This window comes from Algoriphagus confluentis, from assembly GCF_036245625.1.
In the GTDB taxonomy this organism is placed as follows: domain Bacteria; phylum Bacteroidota; class Bacteroidia; order Cytophagales; family Cyclobacteriaceae; genus Algoriphagus; species Algoriphagus confluentis.
In genome coordinates, this window is record NZ_BTPD01000001.1 from 300,309 (window position 1) to 323,951 (window position 23,643).

Below are 23,643 nucleotides of genomic sequence, written 5' to 3' on the forward strand. Positions count from 1 at the left end.
TTTAATTTTCCAATAATTCTGTCAATATGCGGGTAGCCACTTTGGGATCGGCTTTCCCTTGGGATTTTTTCATTACCTGCCCCATAAACATGCCCATCAATCCTTTTTTCCCGGATCGGTATTCCGCCACTTTGGCTTGATTTTCTTTCAAGACACTTTCTACAATCGGCTTCAGTGAATCTTCATCGCTTTCCTGAATCAGATTGAGTCTATGCGCCACTTCTTCCGGACTTTCTCCTGAATTTTGCAAAAGTTCAGGATAGATTTTTTGGGAAGCAACCGAGAAAGAAATTTTTCCTTCATCTATCAAAGCAATAAGCTCGGCAATGGTTTGGGGTCGAATAGGAAAATCGGCTAAAGAAAGAGAAAGTTCATTCAGCGAGGATTTGATGGGCCCCATGATCCAGTTGGAGGCTGATTTATAGTTGGTCGTTTTAGAACATAATTCCACAAACCACAGCGCCAAATCTTTTTCTTCGGTCAAAAAGGCTGCATCATATACCGGAAGGCTATACTCATCCATGAATTTGTGGAAAAGCTCCTTGGGCAAAGCCGGCATCTGATGCTGAATAGAAGTCAACCACTCCTCGGAAATCACCACAGGACTGAGGTCCGGCTCAGGAAAATACCGATAGTCATTCAGATCTTCTTTGGTCCGCATGCTAGCCGTCGTAAACGAATTGGCATCAAAAGTTCGCGTCTCAGACACTACTTCCTCTCCCTTTTCGAGTAATTCGACCTGCCGGTCAAACTCGTACTCAATAGCCCTGGCTACATTACGGAAGGAGTTCATGTTTTTTACTTCTACCTTCTTTCCGTACTCGGTAGCCCCCTTTCTCATCACTGAGACATTGGCATCACAGCGAAGAGAGCCTTCTTCCATATTGCCGTCGCAGATTTCTAGGTATTTGACCAGCTTTTTGATTTCTGCAAGAAATGCCGTAGCCTCTTCTGAGCTTCGCAAATCAGGATCAGTTACGATCTCGATCAGCGCGGTACCTGCCCGGTTAAAATCCACAGCTGTGTCCTGCTCCCCAGCCAAGTGTAGGGATTTACCCGCATCCTCTTCGAGATGCACCCGATTGAGGTGGATTTGCTTTTCTGTACCATCGGCCAAAAGAATAGGCACAATGCCCCCTACACAAATGGGTCCTTTGTCCTGCGTAATCTGATACCCTTTGGGCAGATCGGGATAGAAGTAGTTTTTGCGGGAAAAGATATTCGTACGGGTAATCTCTGAATTACAGGCCAAACCCATTTTGATGGCGTATTCTACCGCCTTTTTATTGATTTTTGGCAGTGTACCGGGATGTCCCAAAGTAATGACCGACACCTGAGTGTTGGGATGATTTCCAAACTCGGTAGAGTCCGCTGCAAATATTTTACTTTCAGTTTGCAATTGGGCATGGACTTCCAGCCCGATTACCAGTTGATATTTATCTTTTATTTCCTCGCTAGGCATGGTTTCTTGATTCATTTCTTACAAAAACATGGCCTTGGCTTTGGCCACTGCTTTTTCCAATCCCGACAGGTCTTTTCCTCCTGCAGTGGCAAAGAAAGGCTGCCCTCCTCCTCCACCTTGGATTTCTTTAGCCAAATCCCGCACAATCTGTCCTGCATTCCAGCCCTTGGAAGCAATCAGACTTTCCTCCAAAATCACTGCAATCTGTGGTTTATCCTCAATCTTTGCCACCAAAACCACCAATGCAGGCGAGACTTCATTTTTCAATTCGTAGGCTAGCTTTTTCAAGGAGTCCGCATGGGGCAATTCCACTTGGGCAATGAGGATTTGAGCCCCGTCTTTTTCAACAAACTTGGAGAGCAATTCGCCCTTGACGTTGGCTGCTTTTTCCAAGTGAAGCGATTCAATTTCTTTTTTCAGGTCATTTCTCTCTTGGATGAGTGATTCTATGGCCTTTTTGATATCCCGTGGATTTTTCAACAACTCTTGGATTTCTTTGACCAAAGCTTCCTGCTCGCGTAGGTAGGCTTCTGCAGCTTTGGAAGTAATGGCTTCCACTCTTCTGACCCCAGCAGAAATGGAACCTTCGGAAGTAATCTTAAAGAGGCCAATCTGTGCAGTGGCTGGCACATGGGTACCTCCACAAAGCTCTACAGAGAAGTCCTTATCAAAAGTGATTACACGCACAAAGTCTCCGTACTTTTCTCCGAAAAGTGCCGTAGCGCCCATTTTTTTTGCTTCCTCAATCGGCACATTTCTTTGCTCCGTCAAAGGAATATTCTCACGAACCTTGGCATTGACGATTTCTTCTACCCTGGCAATCTCCACTTCAGACAATTTCCCAAAATGGGAAAAATCAAATCGAAGTAGATATTCATTGACCAAGGAGCCTCTCTGCTGAATATGATCTCCCAATACTTCTCTCAAAGCCGATTGAAGCAAATGGGTCGCTGTATGGTTGTTCATCGTCAAGGTTCGCTTTTCCTTGTCTACTTCGGCTGAGAAGCGTTTTTCGGGATTAGCGGGCAATTTTTCTACGAAATGAACGATCAGATCATTTTCCTTTTTGGTGTCCATGACCCTGATTTTTTCCGAATCTGAAATCAACCAACCCGTATCTCCTACCTGTCCTCCACTTTCTGCATAAAATGGAGTTCGATCCAATACCAATTGGTATCGGTCGCCTTTTTTATCTGTGATAGTTCGGTATTTGATAATCTGGGAATGGGTTTCGGTAAAATCATATCCGATAAACTCCACGCCAGTATCATCATGAACGAAAACCCAATCCCCGGTTTCTGATTCGGAAGCCGCTCTGGAACGGGTCTTTTGCTTTTCCATTTCTCCTGCAAAGCCTTTTTCATCCACCGAGAATCCATTTTCTCTGGCGATCAAAGAAGTGAGGTCCAGAGGAAATCCATAGGTATCGTAGAGTTCAAAAGCAGTTTTGCCTGGGATTACTTTTTGATTTTTTGCATTTAATTCTGCCTTGATGGATTCGAGCATTTTCAAACCATTGTCCAAAGTGCGAAGGAAAGAGGTTTCCTCTTCCTGAATCACCTTGGCAATAAACTCCTGCTGAGCTCTGACTTCAGGGAAAATATCCCCAAAATAGTCTGCGATCAGAGGAGTCAATTCGTACAAAAACGGCTGCTGAAAGCCCAAGAAAGTATATCCATAACGCACAGCTCTTCGAAGAATCCTTCGGATGACATAGCCAGCCTTGTTGTTGGAAGGAATCTGCCCGTCGGCGATAGTAAAGGAAATCGCTCGAATATGGTCTACAATGACTCGGAAAGCGATATCATCGGGCTCGTTTTGTCCGTAAGTTTTACCGGACTTTTTCTCCAAAGCCTGAATAAACGGCCCAAATAAATCTGTATCGTAATTGGATGATTTCATCTGAATGGCTCTCACCAAGCGCTCAAAACCCATCCCGGTATCCACGTGCTTGGCAGGAAGCTCCTTTAGGCTCCCGTCAGCCAAACGGTTAAACTGCATGAAGACCAAATTCCAGATTTCAATAACCTGTGGATGGTCATTGTTGACCAGGTCTCTTCCCGCAATCTCCCCGCGCTCAGTATCGGATCTCAAATCCACATGGATCTCTGAACAAGGTCCGCATGGCCCCGTATCGCCCATTTCCCAGAAATTATCCTTTTTGGAACCCATGATGATCCTATCCTCGGCTACGATGGATTTCCATAAGTCATAAGCCTCCTGATCCATGGCTAGCTTATCTCCTTCGTCTCCCTGAAAAACAGACACGTACAATCTGTCCTTGGGAAGACCATAGACCTCTGTCAAAAGCTCCCATGCCCATTCAATAGCCTCTTTTTTGAAATAATCTCCAAAGGACCAATTACCAAGCATCTCAAACATGGTGTGGTGGTAGGTATCCACGCCTACTTCCTCGAGGTCATTGTGCTTGCCACTGACTCGAAGACACTTTTGGGAATTGGCAACTCTCGGATATTTAGCGACTTCGTTCCCCAAAAAAGCGTCTTTGAACTGATTCATCCCCGCGTTGGTAAACATCAGCGTGGGATCGTTTTTGACTACAATGGGTGAGGAAGGAACGTATTGGTGTTGCTTGGATTGGAAAAACTCAATAAACGTACTTCGGATTTTCTTTGCTTCCATGGAAGATATGTCGTGCAGGAAATTTGATTTTCTTCATTTCAGGCCAAAAAAGGGCCTTTTTATCGGGTCACAAAATTAGCAGATTTGACGGGCTATCGCGGATTTGATTGATAATTTATTAACCTGTCATGCAATCTTTGAAAAAACTAAAATCAATCGCTCTTCTGATTTAATTGGCGTTCCGTTCCAAGATTAAATAAAATATGCCGTTGGGATTAGTAGAACCCTAGGAACCTGGAAGTTTCTCTCTAAGACCTACTTTTAATCTTTGAGAACTTTGTGGTGCAAAAAGTAACGAAATCAAATCATCTGTGCCCATCTGTGGAATCTGTGAGACAAAAAGTATTTGAGTTAACTTTTAAAAAAATTACTCGCCAAACTCCCCGCCTCTGTGGTGAATTTCTCTTTGTGCCCTCCATTTTATCTTTGTGAACTTGGCGGTCAAAGCTTAGGCTCCAGCCACATCGCCCCCAAAAACAGGAACATCCCTATCAAGCCAATCCAAGGAGAAAGCGGGCTAGACTGGGATTCTTCGATCTTATTGGAGTTTCTTTCAAGATCTGAAATATTCCGAGCAGTCCTTACAGCAGGCAATTCTTCCAAACCATACCCATAAACCGAAAAATCAGTGCCTGAATCGATCCATCCGATTGAAGTTGCCTGCCAGGTGCCTTCCGCCAAAAAGGGATTGATCGCACTTCGTTTCAACCAGACGGTATCCTCTCCAGCGCTCCAAATCTCCGGCAAACTATCCTGATCAAAAAGTTGAATCTGAGCTTCCAAACCCTGAAAAACAGGAGCATCCAACCTTTTGGATCTCGGTTCGGCGGGTTCCATCGCTCCAAATACGTCTCCCCAAATCTCCTCATAGGACTCCTTTTTCCCTTCCAACAGCAGTGGATAGGTTGATTCCAGCAGACTGATCCCTATTTGGGCATTCCCCAATCGCTGAATCGCAATTCGATTCTCCTGAAAAACTTCCTGACCGGGCTTTTCTTTCCAAGAGAAAGGCAAGGCTTCCAACCCATTTTCCAACTCTGAACCGGCTGATTCCAATTCAAAATCAGTCCCGAAAAGCCGATTTACCTGCTGAGTAAGTGCCAAAGGATCGCTTACCTGAATCAGCATCAGATTTCCCATTTCGCCTTTCACCCAATCCTGAACAGACTTTTGCTTGAGTTGAGCAGGATCAATAATGCGGACTTGAAGGGAATCCGATTGGGGATTGCTCTGCAAAAAAGTCTCCCGAGAAAGTTGAATCTGCTCGCTTACCGTCTCTCCCTTTTCTCGAAGCCAATTGGCCAAAGTCCTGCTTTCTGCGCTCGGAAATCCCATCTGAACCTGATACTTTTTGGGAACAGCCGGTCCGATAAAGTAGCGAAGAACAGCTAGGGTGTCTTTTTCCAGAACAAGAGGAAGCTCCGCCCTGCCTTGACCGGAAGGTCTAAACTCCAGCAGCCCTTCATTCCAGCCGGTGACCAAAGCAACCGAATCGACCTGAGGAATTCCTAATGACAGTTTTTGATCGGATTTTGAGGAAAAAACCGAAAAGGAAACACGCTGAACCTCCCCTTTTCGCAGGTAGCCTTTCCAGGAAATATCCCGGATTATTCCCTGTTCACGGGGCAAAATCCAGCTGACTTGCTTTCCCCGAAGGAAATAAAGTTCTTCCTTGGAAAATTGCTTTCCGAGCAAAACGACTGGGTCTGAGTGCAAGTCAAAATCCGATATTCCGACTGACTTTTCCAAACCCAAACTGTCCATCCAAAAGTCAAGCTCAGCCTGTTCTAGGCTTTCTTCGTAGACCAACCAAGGCTTAGAATCTTTCAAATCCGAAACATGAGGCCGAAGCAAAGAAATAGCCAAAAAAGCCCAAAATCCGAAAAATAGACCGGTTTTAACCCAAAGTCGATTTTTTGAAATTCCTTTCTTCCCATAAAAAAATACAAAAGCCAAACCGATCCCTAAGACCAAAATCAGGATGGTCCAAAGGAAAAAATCAGATGTTATCGGATCAAAGCTCAAACTCATGAATTCTTCTTTAAAAAGGCCTCTTTCAGGGCTTTGTTGGACAGCCTACTTGGGTCGGTGGGCTTGTAATTTTTGGCAAAAGGATATAGTTTTTCCCGAAGCAGATTTCTGCCTTTTTCATCCAATTTTCCCGCTTCCAATTCCTGCAACCCCAACAAAACTGACCAATCCTCCATCCCGGTGTTTTGAATCCGTGCGGTCCACAATTGCCCCAACTGCTTGACTTTTTCCTTTTCAGCAGCAGTCAAAACTTGCTTAAGCAAAAAACCCAAGACCTCAGAAGCCAGCGGTTCGATCTGCTTCTCGAATTCCGCTATTTCCTTCTCCAAGCGGGTTCCGAGTTGCTCCAACTTTCCGCTCAAACGAATCTCATCCGCTTTGATTGGAGGCGGATCGTAGCCCGTTCGCTTGATGTACACCCGGGATTTTTGCTGTACGGTTTTCAGCATTTCCAAGGCTTTGTACTGGTAAGGAAGGGATTTTTCGGGTTCAAAAAGCCGCAAATACAGCTCCGCCTGCCACATTTGCTCGAGGGCAGCCTTCAAAGCACCTCGTGTACTTTTCTCAAAATAGGTGTTCATCTCCTCCGAATCGTGCGCATGCATGTAGTCTCCGAGCAGATTTTCGATCCCACCTCCCGCAGCGGTTTCCTCCCCATGGTCATGCCCCACGTGATGGTCGTGCTCTTCCTCCTCAACCTTGAAATCCGGATCATGCTCCCCTTCCTGATCGTGCAGGTGCATGTATCCGCTCAAAAGATCACCCTCCTGCCCTTCCATCGTACCACCTCCTGCATCGGACTCAAATTCCTCTCCGAGATATTGCCCATAGCGCAGGCGTAGCAGTTTTTGGTCGTATCCGATCTCGTTTGAGGTGAAATTGAAGTCCTTTTCTGATTTCTTTTTCCCCTCGGCGATCAGCTTTTCGGTATCGATGATGATCTGCCGCTGACTTCGAAAATAATCCGGCAGTACATTGATCGCCATGCCCGCAAAAGCTTCCTCACTGTCGTCATTTTCATCGAAATACTTGATAAAATAGGTATCCGATCGGGAAAAATTCGCTTCAGGTTGCTTGTTGTCCTTGGCCGACCAATAGTAGTACAACTCATCCCCAGGCTGGAAATCCATGCCGGAAAGATCCAAAACCAATTCGCTGGATTTCCGCTGAAAAGGCCTGCTCTCCACCGGAATCTGAGTTTCCCTAAACTTCACATTCTCACCTCTTCCTCTCGCCAAGGTCGCCACGATCACTACCTCATCCACCCGGAAATCATCGGAAATCTGAGCTTTGAGGGGGATTTTTGGGTTGTTTCCTGGGAAAAAGAACTTGTACGTCTCTTTCTCCTCAGGGTCGATCACCGGACTCAAATCCTCCTTTGCCTCGATTGTGTAAAACTCCGATTGGAAAACAGGTTGACCTTCTCGAAAAGCCTGAATGGAATAAATTCCCGAACCGAGCAATCGCTCTTGCAACCGAAAATCGGCAACTTGTTGCTGGAAAGGCAGTTTTTCATTTCTGGAATTCACCAGAAAAACCTCTAAACCCTTTCCGTTTTCAAAATTCAAATTCCAAGTCAGAAGCGAACCTTTTAGCGCTTGGAGATTAAGATTGGAATCGGTTTTAGCGGGCAAACCGGTGTAGGCCGGAGCCTGAATCTGAACTTGGGCAGATTGTAGAATGGGGAGCTTTGGACTTTCCTCACTTACCAATAATGCTTCCTGAGAAGTCGTTGAGGCAGAGTCTAAATTTTGGCTTGGTTTGGCCAAAAAGGGACTTAAAAAACTGAGCAAAACAGACACCCCAAATCCAGCTAAGAAGGGCCAAAGGCCTGTTCCCCAAACCGAAATTTTTTGTGGGATTTCTTTCAAAATCCGTGAAATCTGTAGCTGTTCGGCAATATTCAGCTCGCTCTTTTCCAGCAGTTCCAGGCTAAACTCCAAATTTTCGGCTCGCTGATGAACGATCTGAACTGCTTTTTTCTTTTGGCTTCGAAAAGCACCCAAAACGTAGGCGATCAAGACTATAGCTCCTCCAACTACAGCGCTCTTCCAAACCTGATCATCCCACCAAAAACCAAAAATCAGTGCCAAACTCAGCCCAAGCATTAAAGCTTTCAACCAAAGATTGGCTGAAAGCTGTAGCTCGATCGAGGCGATATGTGATTGGAGCGTTTTCACAGGTTGGCGCGATAGGCGAGAAAGCGTTCGACAGCAAAGAGGATCACCAAGAGAACCAACAGCACTTCATTCAGGTTGGCGGTTTTGCTCAATTTGGAGCTTGGAATGGCTAAAAACTTTTTTTCGAGCTGAGTTTTGGTGATTTTCAGATCAGGTTTTTCCATTCCCAAATTAGCCAAAATCCCTTCCAAAATCTGTTCCGGCAGAAGCCCTTTTTCTACCGTTTCCTCCCAGTTCAGATTAACGGAATTGCTTAGGACCAAGACTTGATTTGAAATCTTATCTCCTTGATTTTCTGATAGAAACACTAGTTTGTTTCCATCAAAATTTAAAGTCAACGAATCTAAAAACAGCAGTTCGGCTGTATTCAAATTCCCTTCATTAAAGTGGAAACCATAGACCTCTGAAATCGCAGACAAGGCCTTTTGAATACTCGCTTTTCTCTCTTCCGAAATAGCTCCAAAGGCGTAGGAAATCTGACCCGAAATGGTCTTGGGTGCATTGCCTTTGGTAGCCGTTTTGACCAAAATCCCATTTTGATCCAATTCCAAAAACTCGCCTGATTCCAAGCTGACAGCCGGATTCGATCCGTTGGGAAGGTAATTCTCAGCCATTCGGATCACCGGATTTTGAGGCAACCAATAGGTTTCTTTTGGAAAAAATGAGGATTGCAATGAAGTGTAGAGATAAATCGAGTCCAAGTCCGTATTCAGTTCATCGAGGTAGTCTTGCAATTTTTCTTGAGAAAAATCCACCGCCAAAACCTGCTCCGTTCCATATTCCGGCAAGCCAGTTCCAATCCAGCGAACTTCCTGCCCTTTTTGAGCAGCCTGATTTAGTTCAAAGCGAAACTCTGCCTCCACCTGCTCATCCGGCCAAATCAGATGCACTACTTTGTATTCCCGACTGCTTCCAAATCCTTTCCAAATCAACCCCGCCAACAAAAAAACTAGCATGGCCAACAGGAGAATTCTGATCAAAAGCAATAGCCAATTCTCCAACTTGATCGAACGGCTGGATTGGGATTCTTTGGGATCGAGCCATGGAAAAGCCGCCCAAGCGATTACTTTGCCCTTTTTCCCATTCCACAAATGGATCAACACGGGAATCGTCAAACCCAAAAGTCCCCAAAGCAAATTCGGCTGAATCCACTCCATCAGGCTAACTTTTTACGATTCAAAATCTGCCGAACCACTCCTGCCAAAGGTTCTTTCATGGAAACCCGGATCAATTGCACATTTGGCGCTTGAAAAGTTTGATTCAAGTGATCGAGATATCCTTGAAACCTCTCGCGAAACTGAGTCTGCATGGCCCGTGCATCCTGCACCACTTCCTGTCCGGACTCCAAATCCCGAAAAACAAAGTTCCCCTCCAGCTTGAAGTCCAACTCCTGTTCACCCAAAATCTGAATCAGCATCAGCTCTTTTCTGGGATGATTGAAGGACTTGATGAGGCTTTCCCATTCGGATTCCTTTTGCAAAAAGTCAGAAACCCAAATCACCAACTCTCGTTCTTTTCCCTGAAAAAAAGAATCTGAAATCGGCTGCAAGGGCCAAGAACCGGCCGCTTTGGCCTGCTCCAAAAACAATAAAATCCGCTGAAAGCTTTTGGGTGTGGGTGCTACTTTTTGTTCGATTTTGCCTTCGGAAAGGGTAAAATAACTCAAAGCATCCCCCTGCAAAAATCCCAGATAAGCCAAAGAAGCAATCAGGTTTTTGGCATAATCCAGTCTTGAAACCCCATTATCGATATAATTCATTGACCCTGAAAGATCCAACATCAAACGGATATTGAGATTGCTTTCGGTAGTGGATTCTTTGATCATGTACTTGCCGGACCGGGAAAAATACTTCCAATCAATCCGCTTGAGATCATCCCCGGGCTGATAGTGCCGGTATTGCTCAAACTCGCTGCCGACCCCCACCCGAATGCCCGAATGGATGCCTTGCCTCAGCTGCTGACTGATCAGTCGGGCGGCGAGACGCAGGTCGTTGAGCTTGATGATCTCCAGATTACTTGGCATGAACGGGTACTTGCTCGAGGATCTTTTTGATGATAAAGTCGGTATCCAACTGCTCAGCCTCTGCACGGAAATGCAGGGAAATCCGATGCCTCAAAACCGGATAGATCAGGTGCTGAATATCTTCAGGAATCACGGAAAACCTGCCTTTGACGATAGCCCGGGCTTTGGCACAAAGAACCAAGGCCTGTCCGGCACGGGTGCCTGCCCCCCACTCCACGAAGTTTTTCACTTCGGCTACTGAGGTGGTTTCTAATCTTGTCGCCCGGATCAGGCGATTGATATAGGCCAACAAAGCTGAGTCCAAATGAACTTGTCGGGTGAGTTCCTGAAGTTGTTTGACTTCCTCCCCTGACAAAACTTTCTGAGGAGATCCTTTATAGGTTCCTGTGGTTTTTTGGAGAACTTCGAGTTCCTCCTGCTCGGAGGGATAGCCCAATTTTATATAAAGGAGGAATCTATCCAACTGTGCCTCGGGAAGCGGATAGGTACCGCTTTGCTCGATGGGGTTTTGGGTTGCTATGATCAAAAAAGGATCAGGAAGCGGGTAGTTTTTTCCGGCATAGGTCACCAACTTTTCCTGCATGGCTTCCAGCAAAGCTGCCTGAGTTTTGGGAGGCGTTCGGTTGATCTCATCGGCCAAAACCATATTGGCGAAGATCGGCCCTTGGTTAAACTGGAAAAACTTTTTGCCCGTGCTGTGATCCTCCTCGAGAATTTCTGTCCCGATGATGTCACCGGGCATCAGATCCGGTGTAAACTGAATCCGCTTGAAGCTCAGCTCCATCACCTCAGAGATGGTTTTTACCATCAGGGTTTTGGCCAAACCGGGAACTCCTTCAAGCAGGCAGTGCCCTCCTGCCAAAAGGGTGATGATCACCTCGTCAAGAACTTCCTCCTGCCCAACGATGACTTTGGCAATTTCTTTTTTCAGCTGTAGAATCTTCTCCACGAGCTGTTGGTATTTGATTAGTTCGGTCTCCAAGTAGGTTTAGGTTTATGACTTTTTGGATTGTTTCACGAATAAATAAAATTTGAAATCATTTCGAGGTTTAAATCCCCCTAGCCCCCATTATAAGGGGGAATTTGCCAAAATCCAGCATCAAACTTTATAACCTTTGGTTGAGCGAAAGTTTTAGGACTCATAGATTTAGGTTAAAGCGTAAACGATAATATTGACCCCGAATCGGGTATTGTCGATTTTGTTAAAGCGTTTGTTTCGAAAATCGTAATCCCATTCACAGCCATAATCCTTGTTACTGTACAGGACACCGATCCGTCCGTTGATCTGAATTGCTTTGAGGTAGTCGTGCACCAAGTCATCTCCCCAGCCGTTGAGCTCGAAGGAAGTAGTAGGCGGACCGTCTTCAAACTCAAAAAAGCATCGGTAGAGCCAATGGTCGTTTGGGATTTTTTGCAAGGCTTCTTCTCCGAAGGTTCGGGCCATTTCTTTTTCGAAGGACTTGGCAAAAAGCCCGTCAATATCATGATTACAATCATCGACAAAGACAAAACCTCCCCGCTTCACATAGTTTTTGAAGATCTGTCGCTCCTGCTGGGTAAACTCCACGAGCTTGTGTCCGCTCAGGTAGCAAAAGGGACTTTTGTAAATCTCCTCACTGCTCAACTCAATCACGCGCTCCTTTTCGTCCACCGGAATCGTCGTGTACTCCACCAGGCTATGCAGGATATTGGACGGCATGCGCTGATCCGTATCCCAATTGCCTGAGGTGTATTTGATTCGGGTGAAGAAGAAAATTCCAGATGGCAGTTTCCAGTTGGCAGTCACAGAGTTCAGTTTAAATGCAGTAAACAGTAAGTGGTAAAAAGTAAGTAGTTCCTTTACTACTCACCAGTTACCACTTACTTTTCACAGGTATGGAAAGGCTATCAAATTAAACAGCGTCCGACAAGGAGGTAAAGGTGAAGTCCCTGATCTTCATCGGAGGCACCATGTTTCCTCCGGTTCGCTCGGGTTTGCCCATCGCCTCGATGTTGTTGAGCATGATGATCGGGCTTTCGTTGAAGCGGAAGTTTTTCACCGGGAATTTGATTTGACCGTTTTCGATGTAGAATGTACCGTCACGGGTCAAGCCTGTGTAGAGCAAAGTCTGAGGATCTACTGCCCGGATATACCAGAATCGGGTCACCAAAACCCCACGCTCGGTATTTCGGATCATGTCGGCCAGAGACTGATCACCTCCTTCGAATATCACTCCTCTTGGTCTGGGCACGGGCTGAACACCTTGTTTTTGAGCCCAATAGCGGGAGTAAAACATGTTCTTCACCACGCCATTTTCGACCCAAGTTGTCTTTTCCAAAGGCAAGCCTTCTCCTGACCAAGGAGCAGAAGGAATATCCGGGTGATTGGGATCGGAGTAGATATTTACCCGCTCATCAAAGAGCTTTTCTCCCAATTTGGTCCCTCCGCCTTTTTTGCTCAGGAAACTCCGGCCTTCGTCAGCATTTCGGGCATCCATGGCAGAAGTCAGCAACCGAAGGAGGTCGTTGGCTGCCATTGGTTCGAGAATCACGGTGTATTTTCCGGGCTCGATCGCTTGTGCATTGACAGAGGCTTTGGCTTTTTGGACGGCGATGTTGGTCACCGGTCCAGCCTTGAGGAGACTGGCATCATTGAAGTCTTTGCCGGCGTATCCTGAACCGGTACCGTCTGCTGTTCTTACTGTGACGGTGAAATCCACCGAAGTGCTTTGGTTGTAACCAAAAAGGCCTTTGCTGTTTCCAGTAGCCACAAATCCGGTGAAATCTTCCAAATATCCGGCAGCAGTCAGGTTATTTTCGACGCAAGGTTGGATGCTGTCCACTGCCAGCTGCGCCCGATAATCAGGATTGATGGAGTCAGTTGCCTTGGCAAAGGTCTTGGATTCCGCATAATTCTGAGGGCCAAGCACGGGCATATATTCCGGGTTTTCCGGAGCCAGTGCGGCGATTTCTTCGGCCCTTGCCACGGCTCTTTTGAGCGATTCATCATCAAATTCATTGATGGTGGTGGTACCTGATTTTTTACCATACACAGAGGTGATCGCGAGGCTCAGCTCGTTGGTCTCCCCACTGGTATTGACCGTGTTTCTTGCATAGCGGATGTTTCCGGTTCGGCCACCGCTGATGGTCACCTCGGTTTCATCGGCTTTGGCATAAGACAACACTTTATCTATGATTGCTTTAGCTTGTTCTTGAGTTAGTATAGCCATATTGATTTTGAGGATTAAATAGTTCTACCGGTGTTGATTACATTGACTCCGTCAAAGCGGGTGGTAGGACTACCGTGGGAAACTGCAGATACTTGGGAAGGCTGACCTTTGCCGTCAAAGAATGACCCAAACAAACGGTAATCGTCTTTGTCACAAAGGGCAGAGCAGCTGTTCCAGAATTCTTGCGTATTGGACTGATAGGCGACGTCTTCCAGCATTCCGGCGATTTCTCCGTTTTTGATTTCGTAGAAAAGCTGACCTCCAAACTGGAAATTGTAACGCTGCTGATCGATGGAATACGAACCACGACCCAAGATGTAAATTCCTTTTTCGATGTCCTTGATCATGTCGTTCGGGCTCATTTTAGCCTCACCTGGCTTCAGGGACACGTTTGGCATGCGCTGGAACTGCACCGAACTCCAATTGTCCGCAAAGCAGCAGCCGTGAGATTCGGATTCATTGATGATTTTAGCCTGATCGCGGATGGCTTGGTAATTCACCAACACCCCATTTTTGATCAAATCCCATTCCTTGGTCTGTACGCCTTCATCATCCCAACCTACATTTCCAAGGGAATTGGGCTGGACTTTGTCCGCTACAATGTTGACCAAATCAGAGCCGTACTTGAAGTTTTTGGTTTCCCACTTATCCAGTGTGGCAAAGCTTGTTCCCGCATAGTTGGCCTCATAGCCAAGCACTCGATCCAGCTCCAGCGGATGACCCACAGACTCGTGGATGGTCAATCCCAAGTGTTCCGGATCGAGCATCAGGTCGTATTTTCCGGGCTGAACAGACTTGGCTGTGAGTTTTTCCTTGGCGTGCTTGGCAGCCGTGACGGCGTCTTCCACCATGTCGTAGCTGTTTCGGTAGCTATTGAATCCGGCCGGATTCATAAACTTTTCGGAAGCCAAGCCATCCAAATATTCATAACCCATGCCCATAGGAGCACTGAGTGCCTGACGGGAACGGAAAAGTCCTTCCTGACGGTTAACGGCAGTTACCGTGAAGTTTGGCCAAATGCGGTGGATATCCTGATCGATGTAGGAGCCATCCGTAGAAGCGAAATACTTCTGCTCATTGATCATGAAAAGCGCGGAGTTCACAAAAGCAGCCCCATTGTCCAAGGCAGCATTGTTGACAGAAAGCAGCAAATCAATTTTGTCCTTGACCGGCACTTCCATCGCATTCTTCTGGATGGGAGTTTTCCAGCTCACTTCTCCATACGCTTTGACCGGAGCGAGTTCTACGGGTTCTTTTTGGAGTTTGGAATTGGCTTTTGCAATAGCTACTGCTGTTTCTGCACATTTTTTTATCCCGTCAGGAGTCACGTCGGAGGTGGCAGAAAAGCCCCAGGTGCCGTTTGCAATCACACGGATTCCAACACCGAAGGACTCGGCATTGGTGATTCCTTGTACGTTTTTCTCGCGGGTAAACAGGTACTGCTGCAAGTAGCGACCGATACGGACATCAGTGTAAGTAGCTCCAAGACTTTTGGTCGTGTTCAGTGCCACGTCTGCCAAAAGCTTTTTGGCGGCGGCATCCATTCCGGGTGCCAGGAGATGCTCCGCGGGGACAGGTTTGCTAAAGGCAACTAAGCCAGGAACCATCATGGCACCTAGACCAAGCCCTGAATAATGTAGAAAGTCTCTTCTTTTCAATGGTTTGTTAGTTTATACTTTTTGGTTAGTCATTCAGAATCCAAAATGTAACCCGAATCTCAGGGAATTTCAAAAGGATTATGAGGATGGCGGGAAAATGGATGTTAATGGCAGAATTTGGGAAAGAAGTTTTTGGGGAGTTTTGCCAAAAAAGAAACCTCACTTCGGAGCCTCAGCAAGCTTTATGTTTTCAAAATACTTCGCTGAAATGCAGTTGATCCCTAAAATCCAATCTGGAAAAAATAACAAGTGAATAATAAAACAGCTCAAATTACGGCCGCAGGCCTCTCTTTTTCTGAAGCGAAGTCAGATCAACCACCAATCTCTTCGCCTTTGACAGCAAAGCGCTTGATTTGGTCCCATATTTTTTGTGAACTTTTGGTAAAAGAAGAACTCGAAAACCACCCCACCTCCTCCGTCTCTGCTCCATTAGAGCATGAATGAGAATAACCTCCTATGCTGGGTAAGAACAGATTAAACGAGGACCTTTTCTTCCTCTTGCGGAAGTCGTTCTACTTCTAACTCTCCCTCCCACTTAGAAACCGCCACCGTAGCCAATCCATTTCCCAGAACATTGGTAGCACTGCGAAACATGTCACAGAAATGATCGATGGGCAGAATCAATGCGATTCCCTCAACAGGTATTCCAAACATGCCACAGGTAGCAGCTACCACCACCAAACTAGCCCTGGGAACTCCAGCCACCCCTTTGCTACTCAGCATCAACACCAATAGCATGGTCAATTGAGTGCCCAGGTCAAGTTCGATTCCGTAGACCTGGGCAATAAAGATGCTGGCAAAAGTCATGTACATCATACTCCCATCCAGATTGAAGGAGTAGCCCAAAGGGAGAATAAATGAAACAATGCGGTTTTTGCATCCGAAACGCTCCAACTCTTCAGTCAATTTGGGAAATACAGCCTCAGAACTGGTAGTGCTGAATGCAATTACCATGGCGCCAAAAAGGCGCTGAAGCAAACTTCCCAGCCTTTTTCCCAAGATCAAATATCCCACAAGCAACAAAATCACCCAAAGCACGGCTATTCCTGCGATAAATGCTCCAAAATATTTGGCATAGGTCAACAGGATATCCAATCCTCTGGTGGCAATCACTGCCGAAATGGCCCCAAAAACACCCAATGGGGCAGTCTTCATGACATACCCCACCATTTTCAGCACTACATGGGAGACAATGTCCAATGCCTTAATCAGAGAATTACCTTTCGAACCCAATCCAGCTAAAGCCATTCCGAAAAAAATCGAAAAAACCACCAATTGCAGAATTTCATTCGTGGCCATAGCTTCAATCACACTTTTGGGAACGATATGTTCCACAAAATTCTGAAGAGAAAAACTCTGGGTTTTACCGGTCACATCTTCCACTCCTGATGCATCGGTGATGCTCAGATTCATTCCTACGCCGGGTTCGAAAAAATTGACCATCACCAAACCGATCACCAAGGAAATCAAGGAAGCAGAAAAAAACCAAATCAAGGCTTTAGAACCCACCCTACTGACGGCATGAATATCGCCCAATTTAGCAATCCCCACCACCAAAGTACTGAATACAAGGGGGGCAATGATCATCTGAACCAATCGGATGAAAATGGTGGCGAGTAGTTTGATATTCTTACTGTAGCTGTCAATTAGCTCCTGACTACCCGTTTGATGAATCGAAAAGCCCACAATCAGACCCAGAAACATAGCCGCCAAAATGGCAACTGTAAGACCGTTTTTTTTCATAAATAGGAAATGCTGCAAACAGCATAACCTCAAATGTAGATCAAGAAAAATCCTCAAAAAACAGCACTTTGGGCCCGGAATCGAAGATTTTTAGCAGCCAAATTTAGTTTGGTGAAACCTCGGGAAAAACTCCCGGTCACGAATTGAAACCATTGCTTAACCTCTCTTGCAAAAGACTATCAATGAGTGAGTTACCAAAAAAAGCACGGTTTTTTGATTCAAAAGTTAAAGTCGGTTGAAATCTTACCCAAATTTAATTTTGCAAATTTTTTTCAAGCTTTGGATGGGTCAGGGAAGTCTTCTGAGGAGTACTTTCAATTTTTCAAATTGAGATTCAGCAATTAGACCAGGAAAAAATTGAAAAAAAGCAGCCTATTCTTCCCGTTGTGCATAAAACTCATAGTCCAAAATCACCTGATTGATAAATTCCAAAGCTTTTGTCTCATAGCTTATTTGAAGAATTTCCGCGGTCTTATCGGCTAGAGATTGAATCAACTTAAAATCTTGGGTAGTCAAAGCCTCCAAGCGAATCTCTTTCATATTTCGGATTTGGGCGTCATTGAGGTTGATCACTTGAGGGAATTTTGGGGTATGGGTTTCTGCCACTTTGGTCAAAAGCTCCGAACCTTTCAATCCGCGCTTCTTAAGAGAAATCACCGCTGTCCCTGCCGCCAAGTCCCCCAAACGCTTACCTTTTCCCCCGAGAAGAATTACCAATACGGCAATTCCTCCGCTACTGATTGTCAAATCAATTGGCCGAAGGATCCAACGAATCAAGTAATCGGCAAAAGAAACTTTGGAACCATCCAACTTCACCACCCGAATATCCATGGCATGTTTGCCGGGACTCTGTCCATTCATCAACAGCTCAAAAAGTAAATGATAGAGGAAAAAGGGTAAGCTTAATCCGGTGAGTAGGGCAATGGAACCCTCTGCTTTCTGTTCCAAAAGACCAAAAACCGTCAAAGAGGCCAAAATGATATACACACCAAGAAAAAAAACATCAATCAGATAGGCAAGAATGCGTTCCCACAAGCTGGCCGGCTGCTGCATGATTTGAATATGTTGGGCGGTTTCAAGGGTCAATGAATTCATTGGACTTCTTTTTATGGCAATTAAACCCAAAATATGCATTAGATTTTTTGTTCCAAGCTCAAAATTCTTCAAAAACTAATGCTTCGGTATATTTATCCTAATCAGTAGATCGGTGCTTTGCCACATTAGGCAAATGCTTGAATTTTTAACTCTAGCCACTGATTCTAATTCCTAATCCAAAAAAGAGCAGTCAATTTCTTTGAGTATAATCCAAATGAAAAAAGGTTTTCTGATTATCCACTTCTTTGCCAGAAGTTCAAAATAGCCTCGACACTTCGACAAGCTCAGGGACCAAGCTCGGCCACCGGATTTCAGGTACTTATTGGGAGGGGAGGAAAATGACGGACACCGAGCGACGGTTGGTGAGCTGGTCGAACCAAACCGACGTGAGACCTAATAAAATTTGGTTACTGGCAGAATTACTGATATACATTTAAGGTTTACATTATATCCGCAATTGCAACAGCATAAAATTGAAAGCTGCACAAGATTTATGAACTCGATATTTTTAGGAAATTTCAACCGCCATATTTAGTAGCTCCAAAGGAGCCAAACTATTCATGACCCTGTACGAAGTGCAGGCTAGCTATTGAAATTCCCCCTCCCCTAAGCCCTGAAAGGGTGAAACATCAAAGTGTCACCCCTTCAGGGTTCCTATTTTATTATTTAACTTTACCCCCGGCTATACCGGGGGTTAGGAATGGTTACAATCCTTCGGATTTTAGGCTGCCAAAAATTTAAAAAGGAAATCTTAATGGATCAATCTATCCAATTGGGGATTCTTGTTTTTTTAATCCCAAACTCCAATCCACTCCTTGCAGAATTGCATTTAATCAAATAGTTTTAGGACTGTTGACCAGTATGTATGCGGGAATCACTTTTTGTAAAAAAAAATCAATCGAAATGGACCAGTCTTGAGCAGTATTTAGCCAAGAAAAGCGCTCTTTCCCCCTCCCAGCTTGCAGACCTTTACTTGGAAGTAGCAGATGATCTGAATTATGCACGGACGTTTTTTCCAGATAGCCAAGTTTTTTATTACCTCAATCAGCTCGCCTCCACCTATCACCGTGAGGTTTATCAGGATAAAAAATTAGGATCCCGATCCATTCTGAACTTCTATTTCAGAGAATTCCCGTTGATGTTTTATCAATACCTCCCTGTGCTTGGAATTGCCTTTGCGGTTTTCGCTTTGTTTGCGCTGATGGGAGCGTATTCCACCCATACCGAAAGCACCTTTGTCCGAAGTATTCTTGGTGATGCCTATGTCAACAAAACCCTAGAAAACATTGAATCCGGAGATCCCATGGCCGTGTACAAATCCATGAATGAAGCGGACATGTTTCTGGGAATTACGGTCAACAACATCCGGGTCTCTTTGACGGCTTTTGTGGCCGGAATCTTTCTGGGACTGGGTACAGTGCTTGTCCTGATGTACAATGGGATCATGTTGGGTTCATTTCAGTATTTCTTTCGGACTCAGGACCTGTTTTGGGAATCTGCGCGGACAATCTGGATCCATGGCACGATTGAGATTTCAGTCATCATCGTAGCTGGATGTGCAGGAATGGTACTTGGGAAAGGAATGCTGTTTCCCGGAACTTACAGCCGATTGATCTCTTTCCAAAGAGCCATGAAAGACGGACTAAAAATATTGGTTAGCACCATTCCCTTTTTTATCCTAGCTGGTTTTTTGGAGTCATTTGTCACTCGCTACACTCAAATGCCTGACTGGCTCAGCTTTCTGATCATCTTGAGTTCGCTGGGTATGATTTTGTTTTACTATGTCATTTTACCACGTAAACTTTATAAGCAAACCAAATTATGCAAACCTATTTTGAACTAAGGAAAAGAAGAGAACTGGGCGAAATCCTTTCAGACACTTTTACTTTTGCCCGGATCAATTCGAAAACGCTCCTGCCTATTTTGATCAAAACCACCGGAGTCTTTTTTTTGATCAATCTGTTTTTTTCAGCAGTGTATCAATACACCACTCTGGATAACTTGGCTGTGACCAATCCGGGATTGTTTTTCGGATCCCTGCTGCTGATGTTGATGGGAAGTCTGCTTTACTATGCTTCTGCCTCATCGGCAATCTATTCTTTTATGGCAGACTACCTGGAAAATAAAGGGCTGGTCGATCCCAATCAGATCACTCAGAAGAGTTGGTCCCTAATGGTCAACCTACTTCTTCTGGGCCTGATGGTTTACTTTATTCTGTTGATCGGACTGGTCTTTTTTCTGATTCCCGGGATCTATTTGCTTATTCCTGCTGCGTTAAGCTTCCCGATATTGATTTTTCGAAATTTAGGTAAATGGGAAAGCTTCAAGGCAAGTTTTAAGCTGGTTTCGGGCTATTGGTGGGTGACATTCGGCACCCTGCTGGTTGTAGTGATCGTCATAGGGATTATTTCGTTTGTATTCAGCCTTCCCGCTACGGTCTATTTAAGTTTAAAAACCCTCGTTGTGGAGCCGGAAACCAATGCCATGAGCGGAGATTTTATTTTTCTCCTTCTTTCTACGCTTTCATCGGCGGTAGGCAATCTTCTTTCCATATTTCTAATCATCGCCATGGGGCTGGTATATTTTGATTTGGATGAAGAAAAAAACAAAACAGGAATTCGTGCAAAATTGGAAGAACTTGGCTAAACACGGCTTCATCTTGCTTCTTTTGGTTTGTTTTCAGGGAATTGCCATAGCCCAGGAAAGCATGCTTTTCCAGATAGATTCGGTTGAATTCAGCCGGGTCGAATCACCCGTCTATACCCCCCAAGCTCCTAACTTCGGCTCATCCTATATTGAAGCTTACCAGTCCAAAAGGGAGTTTCAATATGAGGAAATAGTGTATGAAAATAATTGGTGGGAGGAGTTCAAGAGTTGGCTCAATCACCTTTGGTACGAGTTTCTGGACCTGTTCTTTGGCACCATAGATACTTCAGGCTTGACCAACTTTATCGCTCAGCTAGCTCCTTATCTCCTGGTATTGATTCTAATGGGAGTTTTGGTTTGGATAGCCTTGAAGTATGGGGTAGGCAATAATCCACAAAGTGGGATTCAGGTGCAGGGAATGAGCTCTGATGAGCTCTTGCTTCAGCGTCGGGATCTTCATGCCTTGGCCGAGGAGGCATTGGCTCGACAAGATTACAGGCAGGCCGTGCGCTATCGCTACATAGAAGCGCTCCAACAGCTGATCAGCAGAAAATTGATAGAGTGGAAATCATTTAAAACCAATCGAGATTACCTCCGTGAACTTCAGGGAAATGCCCTTCAGGCTCCTTTTTCTGAAGTGACGCGAATCTACAACTTTGTCTGGTATGGTCATTTTGAATTGGATAAGGCAACTTTTTCTGCACTAGAATCTTCTTTTCATCAGATCAAAGAAAGGGTATGAGCAAGAGCTTGCGGTTTCTCTTTTTTCTCCTCTCCCTTTCGATCTTGGGCATGTTGCTGCTTTTGCATTCTTCTCCCCCACCTTTGGACTGGACACTCAGCTATTCTCAAACCGACAGCCGCCCTGTAGGTGCACAGGTATTCTATGAACTCCTCAGGAAGGTTCCCGGGGATAAATCTGACAATCTAGAACCACCCATCGACTGGATCAAACAAGCTCCGGATCAGGCTACTTTCGTCATAATTAACCATGGCTATACTTCAGACCCTCAGGAAACTCACCAACTCCTCGCCTGGGTGAGAAATGGGGGACATTTGTTTGTCTCTGCCACTTATTTTTCAGGGGGAATTCTGGACAGTTTGGGAATTGGTGCTGATCTAGGAGATTTTAATTTCCCAATGGAATTCAACTCTCTCGATCCGGACAGTACCGAATTTTCTTCATTAATGCTTCTCCCCCCCTTGGAATTAGAAGAGCCCGTCACCTACGATCGTTTTCTTCAGGGTATTTACTTCACTTGGAAGGACAGCCTCTCAATCAGGGTATTGGGGCAAATCCATCCCCCTTCAAACAAAGGAGAAGCTAAACCCAACTTTATCCAAGTGCCCTTAGAAAATGGCTGGGTGACCCTCCATGCATTTCCGGAGGCATTTTCCAATTACTTCATGCTTCATCCGGAGTGGAAGTTATACACCGAACAAGTAAGCGGTATTTGGAATTGGGATCAGCCGATTATCCTGGATCAGTATATCAAAGAAGAACGGGGCTCGCTCTTGACCCCGCTGAGTTTGATTTTACAAAACCAATACCTGAAATCGGCTTATTATGCTGCTTGGGTATGGGTGATCTTTTGGGTGCTTTTTGAAGGAAAAAGAAGGCAGAAAGCCATCAAACTTATCCCTCCAGTCAAAAATCAGTCCTTGGAATTTGCCAAAACGATCGCCTCGATCTACTTCAAACGGAAAGATATGACAGAACTGGGGCAGCTACAGATCAAACTCTTTTGGGATTACTGCCGATCGGCCTTTTTCCTTTCCGGAGATCCCAATGATCCCTATTTCATCCAAAATCTTATTGAAAAAAGCGGAGTGGACCAAAGTGCCACTCTTCCTCTAATCGAGCAGCTCCGCAAAGCTGAAAAGCAAGCTCAGTTGCACAGCTCGGACATTGAAATTATCCAAAGAAGTATTGAAAAGTTCAAATCACTAGACCACCATGGAAGAAACCTCCAATCTGCACCCTAAGGGCGAATCCCTTTCTTTTGGCAACCGGCTACCCATTGAAAAATTGGCTGAAGGCATAGAAAAAGTCCGAAATGAGATCAAAAAAACAATAGTCGGACAGGAGGAGCTGTTGGAACTCATGCTTGTCGCCCTATTGTCCAAAGGCCACGTGTTGTTGGAAGGTGTACCCGGAATAGCCAAAACTCTTACCAGCAAACTCTTTGCGCAGGCCATACAAACCGGATTCAGCCGAATCCAATTTACCCCGGATTTGATGCCTGCTGATGTGCTGGGAACCTCCATTCTCAAGTCCGGTGAATTTGAATTCAAAAAAGGTCCGATTTTCTCCAACCTGATTTTGATTGATGAGATCAACCGGGCTCCAGCCAAAACGCAGGCGGCATTGTTTGAAGTCATGGAAGAACGACAGGTGACTTTAGACGGCAATACCTACCCCATGGCTCCTCCATTCATGGTTCTTGCCACGCAAAATCCCATTGATTCCGAAGGCACTTACCGGCTACCAGAGGCCCAGATGGACCGATTTATTTTCAAAATCAACCTAGACTTGCCTAAGTTGGAGGAGGAAATTCTGATTTTGAAAACCCGGGGTAAAGAAAACTCTGAATCTGCTACAGCCCAAGCGGTGTTGACCGGGGCGGAAGTCAACCAATTTCAAGAATGGACTCAGGCGATTCAGGTGGAGGAAAACCTGGTGAACTACATAGCCCAGCTGGTAGTAAAAACCCGAAATCATCCCAGCCTTTATGCAGGCGCATCTCCTAGGGCCTCTTTGGCCATCTTCCGAGCTGCTCAGGCTTTGGCGGCAATGGCGGGACGGGATTTTGTTCTGCCTGAGGATATTCAGCGCGCTACTCTACCGGCTATGCGGCACCGAATCATTATCAGCCCGGAAAAAGAAATGGAAGGAGTCTCTGCAGATTTGATCATTCAAGGAATCATCCAGTCCATCGAAATCCCGCGGTAA

At 45.4% G+C, this 23,643-nt stretch carries 17 protein-coding genes; 5 read left to right on the forward strand and 12 right to left on the reverse strand.

Translation table 11 applies throughout. The features are described 5' to 3' along the window. Position 1 precedes the first annotated feature (1 nt). The 12 genes from gatB to AAA943_RS01415 form a co-directional block, all read right to left on the reverse strand. Positions 2–1,462: an Asp-tRNA(Asn)/Glu-tRNA(Gln) amidotransferase subunit GatB gene (gene gatB / locus AAA943_RS01360; protein ID WP_338222444.1), complete on the reverse strand. Its 1,461-nt coding sequence runs from the start codon at positions 1,460–1,462 to the stop codon at positions 2–4. Positions 1,463–1,480: 18 nt separating this feature from the next. Continuing rightward, positions 1,481–4,105 carry an alanine--tRNA ligase gene (gene alaS / locus AAA943_RS01365; protein WP_338222445.1) on the reverse strand — a complete coding sequence of 875 codons (2,625 nt, stop codon included), beginning with the start codon at positions 4,103–4,105 and terminating at the stop codon, positions 1,481–1,483. Between the two features lie 441 nt (positions 4,106–4,546). Next, positions 4,547–6,136: a hypothetical protein gene (locus AAA943_RS01370; RefSeq protein ID WP_338222446.1), complete on the reverse strand. Its 1,590-nt coding sequence runs from the start codon at positions 6,134–6,136 to the stop codon at positions 4,547–4,549. Continuing rightward, positions 6,133–8,316, reverse strand: a complete 2,184-nt coding sequence (locus tag AAA943_RS01375; RefSeq protein ID WP_338222447.1) for a hypothetical protein — start codon at positions 8,314–8,316, stop codon at positions 6,133–6,135. The genes AAA943_RS01370 and AAA943_RS01375 overlap by 4 nt, the downstream gene beginning before the upstream one ends. Continuing rightward, entirely contained in the window at positions 8,313–9,473 is a 1,161-nt protein-coding gene (locus tag AAA943_RS01380; RefSeq protein WP_338222448.1) for a BatA domain-containing protein, read from the reverse strand. Before AAA943_RS01380 ends, AAA943_RS01375 begins: the two co-directional genes overlap by 4 nt. Beyond that, a complete protein-coding gene (locus AAA943_RS01385) occupies positions 9,473–10,339 on the reverse strand; it encodes a DUF58 domain-containing protein (RefSeq protein ID WP_338222449.1) in 867 nt (288 codons plus the stop codon). Before AAA943_RS01385 ends, AAA943_RS01380 begins: the two co-directional genes overlap by 1 nt. After that, positions 10,329–11,321, reverse strand: a complete 993-nt coding sequence (locus tag AAA943_RS01390; RefSeq protein ID WP_338222450.1) for an AAA family ATPase — start codon at positions 11,319–11,321, stop codon at positions 10,329–10,331. The genes AAA943_RS01385 and AAA943_RS01390 overlap by 11 nt, the downstream gene beginning before the upstream one ends. 165 nt (positions 11,322–11,486) lie before the next feature. Continuing rightward, complete coding sequence (locus tag AAA943_RS01395) at positions 11,487–12,125, reverse strand: DUF4159 domain-containing protein (protein WP_338222451.1); 639 nt, start codon at positions 12,123–12,125, stop codon at positions 11,487–11,489. Between the two features lie 106 nt (positions 12,126–12,231). Then, positions 12,232–13,548 carry a TldD/PmbA family protein gene (locus AAA943_RS01400; protein WP_338222452.1) on the reverse strand — a complete coding sequence of 439 codons (1,317 nt, stop codon included), beginning with the start codon at positions 13,546–13,548 and terminating at the stop codon, positions 12,232–12,234. A 14-nt stretch (positions 13,549–13,562) separates the two neighbouring features. After that, positions 13,563–15,206, reverse strand: a complete 1,644-nt coding sequence (locus AAA943_RS01405; protein ID WP_338222453.1) for a TldD/PmbA family protein — start codon at positions 15,204–15,206, stop codon at positions 13,563–13,565. A gap of 474 nt (positions 15,207–15,680) precedes the next feature. Beyond that, positions 15,681–16,949: a dicarboxylate/amino acid:cation symporter gene (locus AAA943_RS01410; RefSeq protein WP_338222454.1), complete on the reverse strand. Its 1,269-nt coding sequence runs from the start codon at positions 16,947–16,949 to the stop codon at positions 15,681–15,683. Between the two features lie 372 nt (positions 16,950–17,321). Continuing rightward, the gene (locus AAA943_RS01415) at positions 17,322–18,044 is read right to left on the reverse strand and encodes an RDD family protein (protein WP_338222455.1); all 723 of its coding nucleotides are present in this window, start codon (positions 18,042–18,044) and stop codon (positions 17,322–17,324) included. Positions 18,045–18,909: 865 nt separating this feature from the next. Here AAA943_RS01415 and AAA943_RS01420 point away from each other — a divergent pair. From AAA943_RS01420 to AAA943_RS01440, 5 genes are read left to right on the forward strand one after another with little or no spacing between them, the layout of a single operon-like run. Beyond that, positions 18,910–19,887 carry a stage II sporulation protein M gene (locus tag AAA943_RS01420; RefSeq protein WP_338222456.1) on the forward strand — a complete coding sequence of 326 codons (978 nt, stop codon included), beginning with the start codon at positions 18,910–18,912 and terminating at the stop codon, positions 19,885–19,887. Continuing rightward, positions 19,866–20,690, forward strand: coding sequence for a hypothetical protein (locus AAA943_RS01425; protein WP_338222457.1), 825 nt, complete (start codon positions 19,866–19,868; stop codon positions 20,688–20,690). Before AAA943_RS01420 ends, AAA943_RS01425 begins: the two co-directional genes overlap by 22 nt. Further along, on the forward strand, positions 20,683–21,432 hold the full coding sequence (locus tag AAA943_RS01430; RefSeq protein ID WP_338222458.1) for a DUF4129 domain-containing protein: 750 nt from the start codon (positions 20,683–20,685) through the stop codon (positions 21,430–21,432). The genes AAA943_RS01425 and AAA943_RS01430 overlap by 8 nt, the downstream gene beginning before the upstream one ends. After that, positions 21,429–22,676: a DUF4350 domain-containing protein gene (locus AAA943_RS01435; protein ID WP_338222459.1), complete on the forward strand. Its 1,248-nt coding sequence runs from the start codon at positions 21,429–21,431 to the stop codon at positions 22,674–22,676. The genes AAA943_RS01430 and AAA943_RS01435 overlap by 4 nt, the downstream gene beginning before the upstream one ends. After that, on the forward strand, positions 22,648–23,643 hold the full coding sequence (locus AAA943_RS01440) for an AAA family ATPase (protein WP_338222460.1): 996 nt from the start codon (positions 22,648–22,650) through the stop codon (positions 23,641–23,643). The genes AAA943_RS01435 and AAA943_RS01440 overlap by 29 nt, the downstream gene beginning before the upstream one ends.

Bases quoted from the DNA above. Each gene is read 5' to 3' on its own strand.
- gatB (WP_338222444.1), bottom strand. From the start codon at position 1,462: ATGCCTAGCGAGGAAATAAAAGATAAATATCAACTGGTAATCGGGCTG.
- alaS (WP_338222445.1), bottom strand. From the start codon at position 4,105: ATGGAAGCAAAGAAAATCCGAAGTACGTTTATTGAGTTTTTCCAATCC.
- AAA943_RS01370 (WP_338222446.1), bottom strand. From the start codon at position 6,136: ATGAGTTTGAGCTTTGATCCGATAACATCTGATTTTTTCCTTTGGACC.
- AAA943_RS01380 (WP_338222448.1), bottom strand. From the start codon at position 9,473: ATGGAGTGGATTCAGCCGAATTTGCTTTGGGGACTTTTGGGTTTGACG.
- AAA943_RS01385 (WP_338222449.1), bottom strand. From the start codon at position 10,339: ATGCCAAGTAATCTGGAGATCATCAAGCTCAACGACCTGCGTCTCGCC.
- AAA943_RS01400 (WP_338222452.1), bottom strand. From the start codon at position 13,548: ATGGCTATACTAACTCAAGAACAAGCTAAAGCAATCATAGATAAAGTG.
- AAA943_RS01410 (WP_338222454.1), bottom strand. From the start codon at position 16,949: ATGAAAAAAAACGGTCTTACAGTTGCCATTTTGGCGGCTATGTTTCTG.
- AAA943_RS01415 (WP_338222455.1), bottom strand. From the start codon at position 18,044: ATGAATTCATTGACCCTTGAAACCGCCCAACATATTCAAATCATGCAG.
- AAA943_RS01420 (WP_338222456.1), top strand. From the start codon at position 18,910: ATGCGGGAATCACTTTTTGTAAAAAAAAATCAATCGAAATGGACCAGT.
- AAA943_RS01425 (WP_338222457.1), top strand. From the start codon at position 19,866: ATGCAAACCTATTTTGAACTAAGGAAAAGAAGAGAACTGGGCGAAATC.
- AAA943_RS01435 (WP_338222459.1), top strand. From the start codon at position 21,429: ATGAGCAAGAGCTTGCGGTTTCTCTTTTTTCTCCTCTCCCTTTCGATC.
- AAA943_RS01440 (WP_338222460.1), top strand. From the start codon at position 22,648: ATGGAAGAAACCTCCAATCTGCACCCTAAGGGCGAATCCCTTTCTTTT.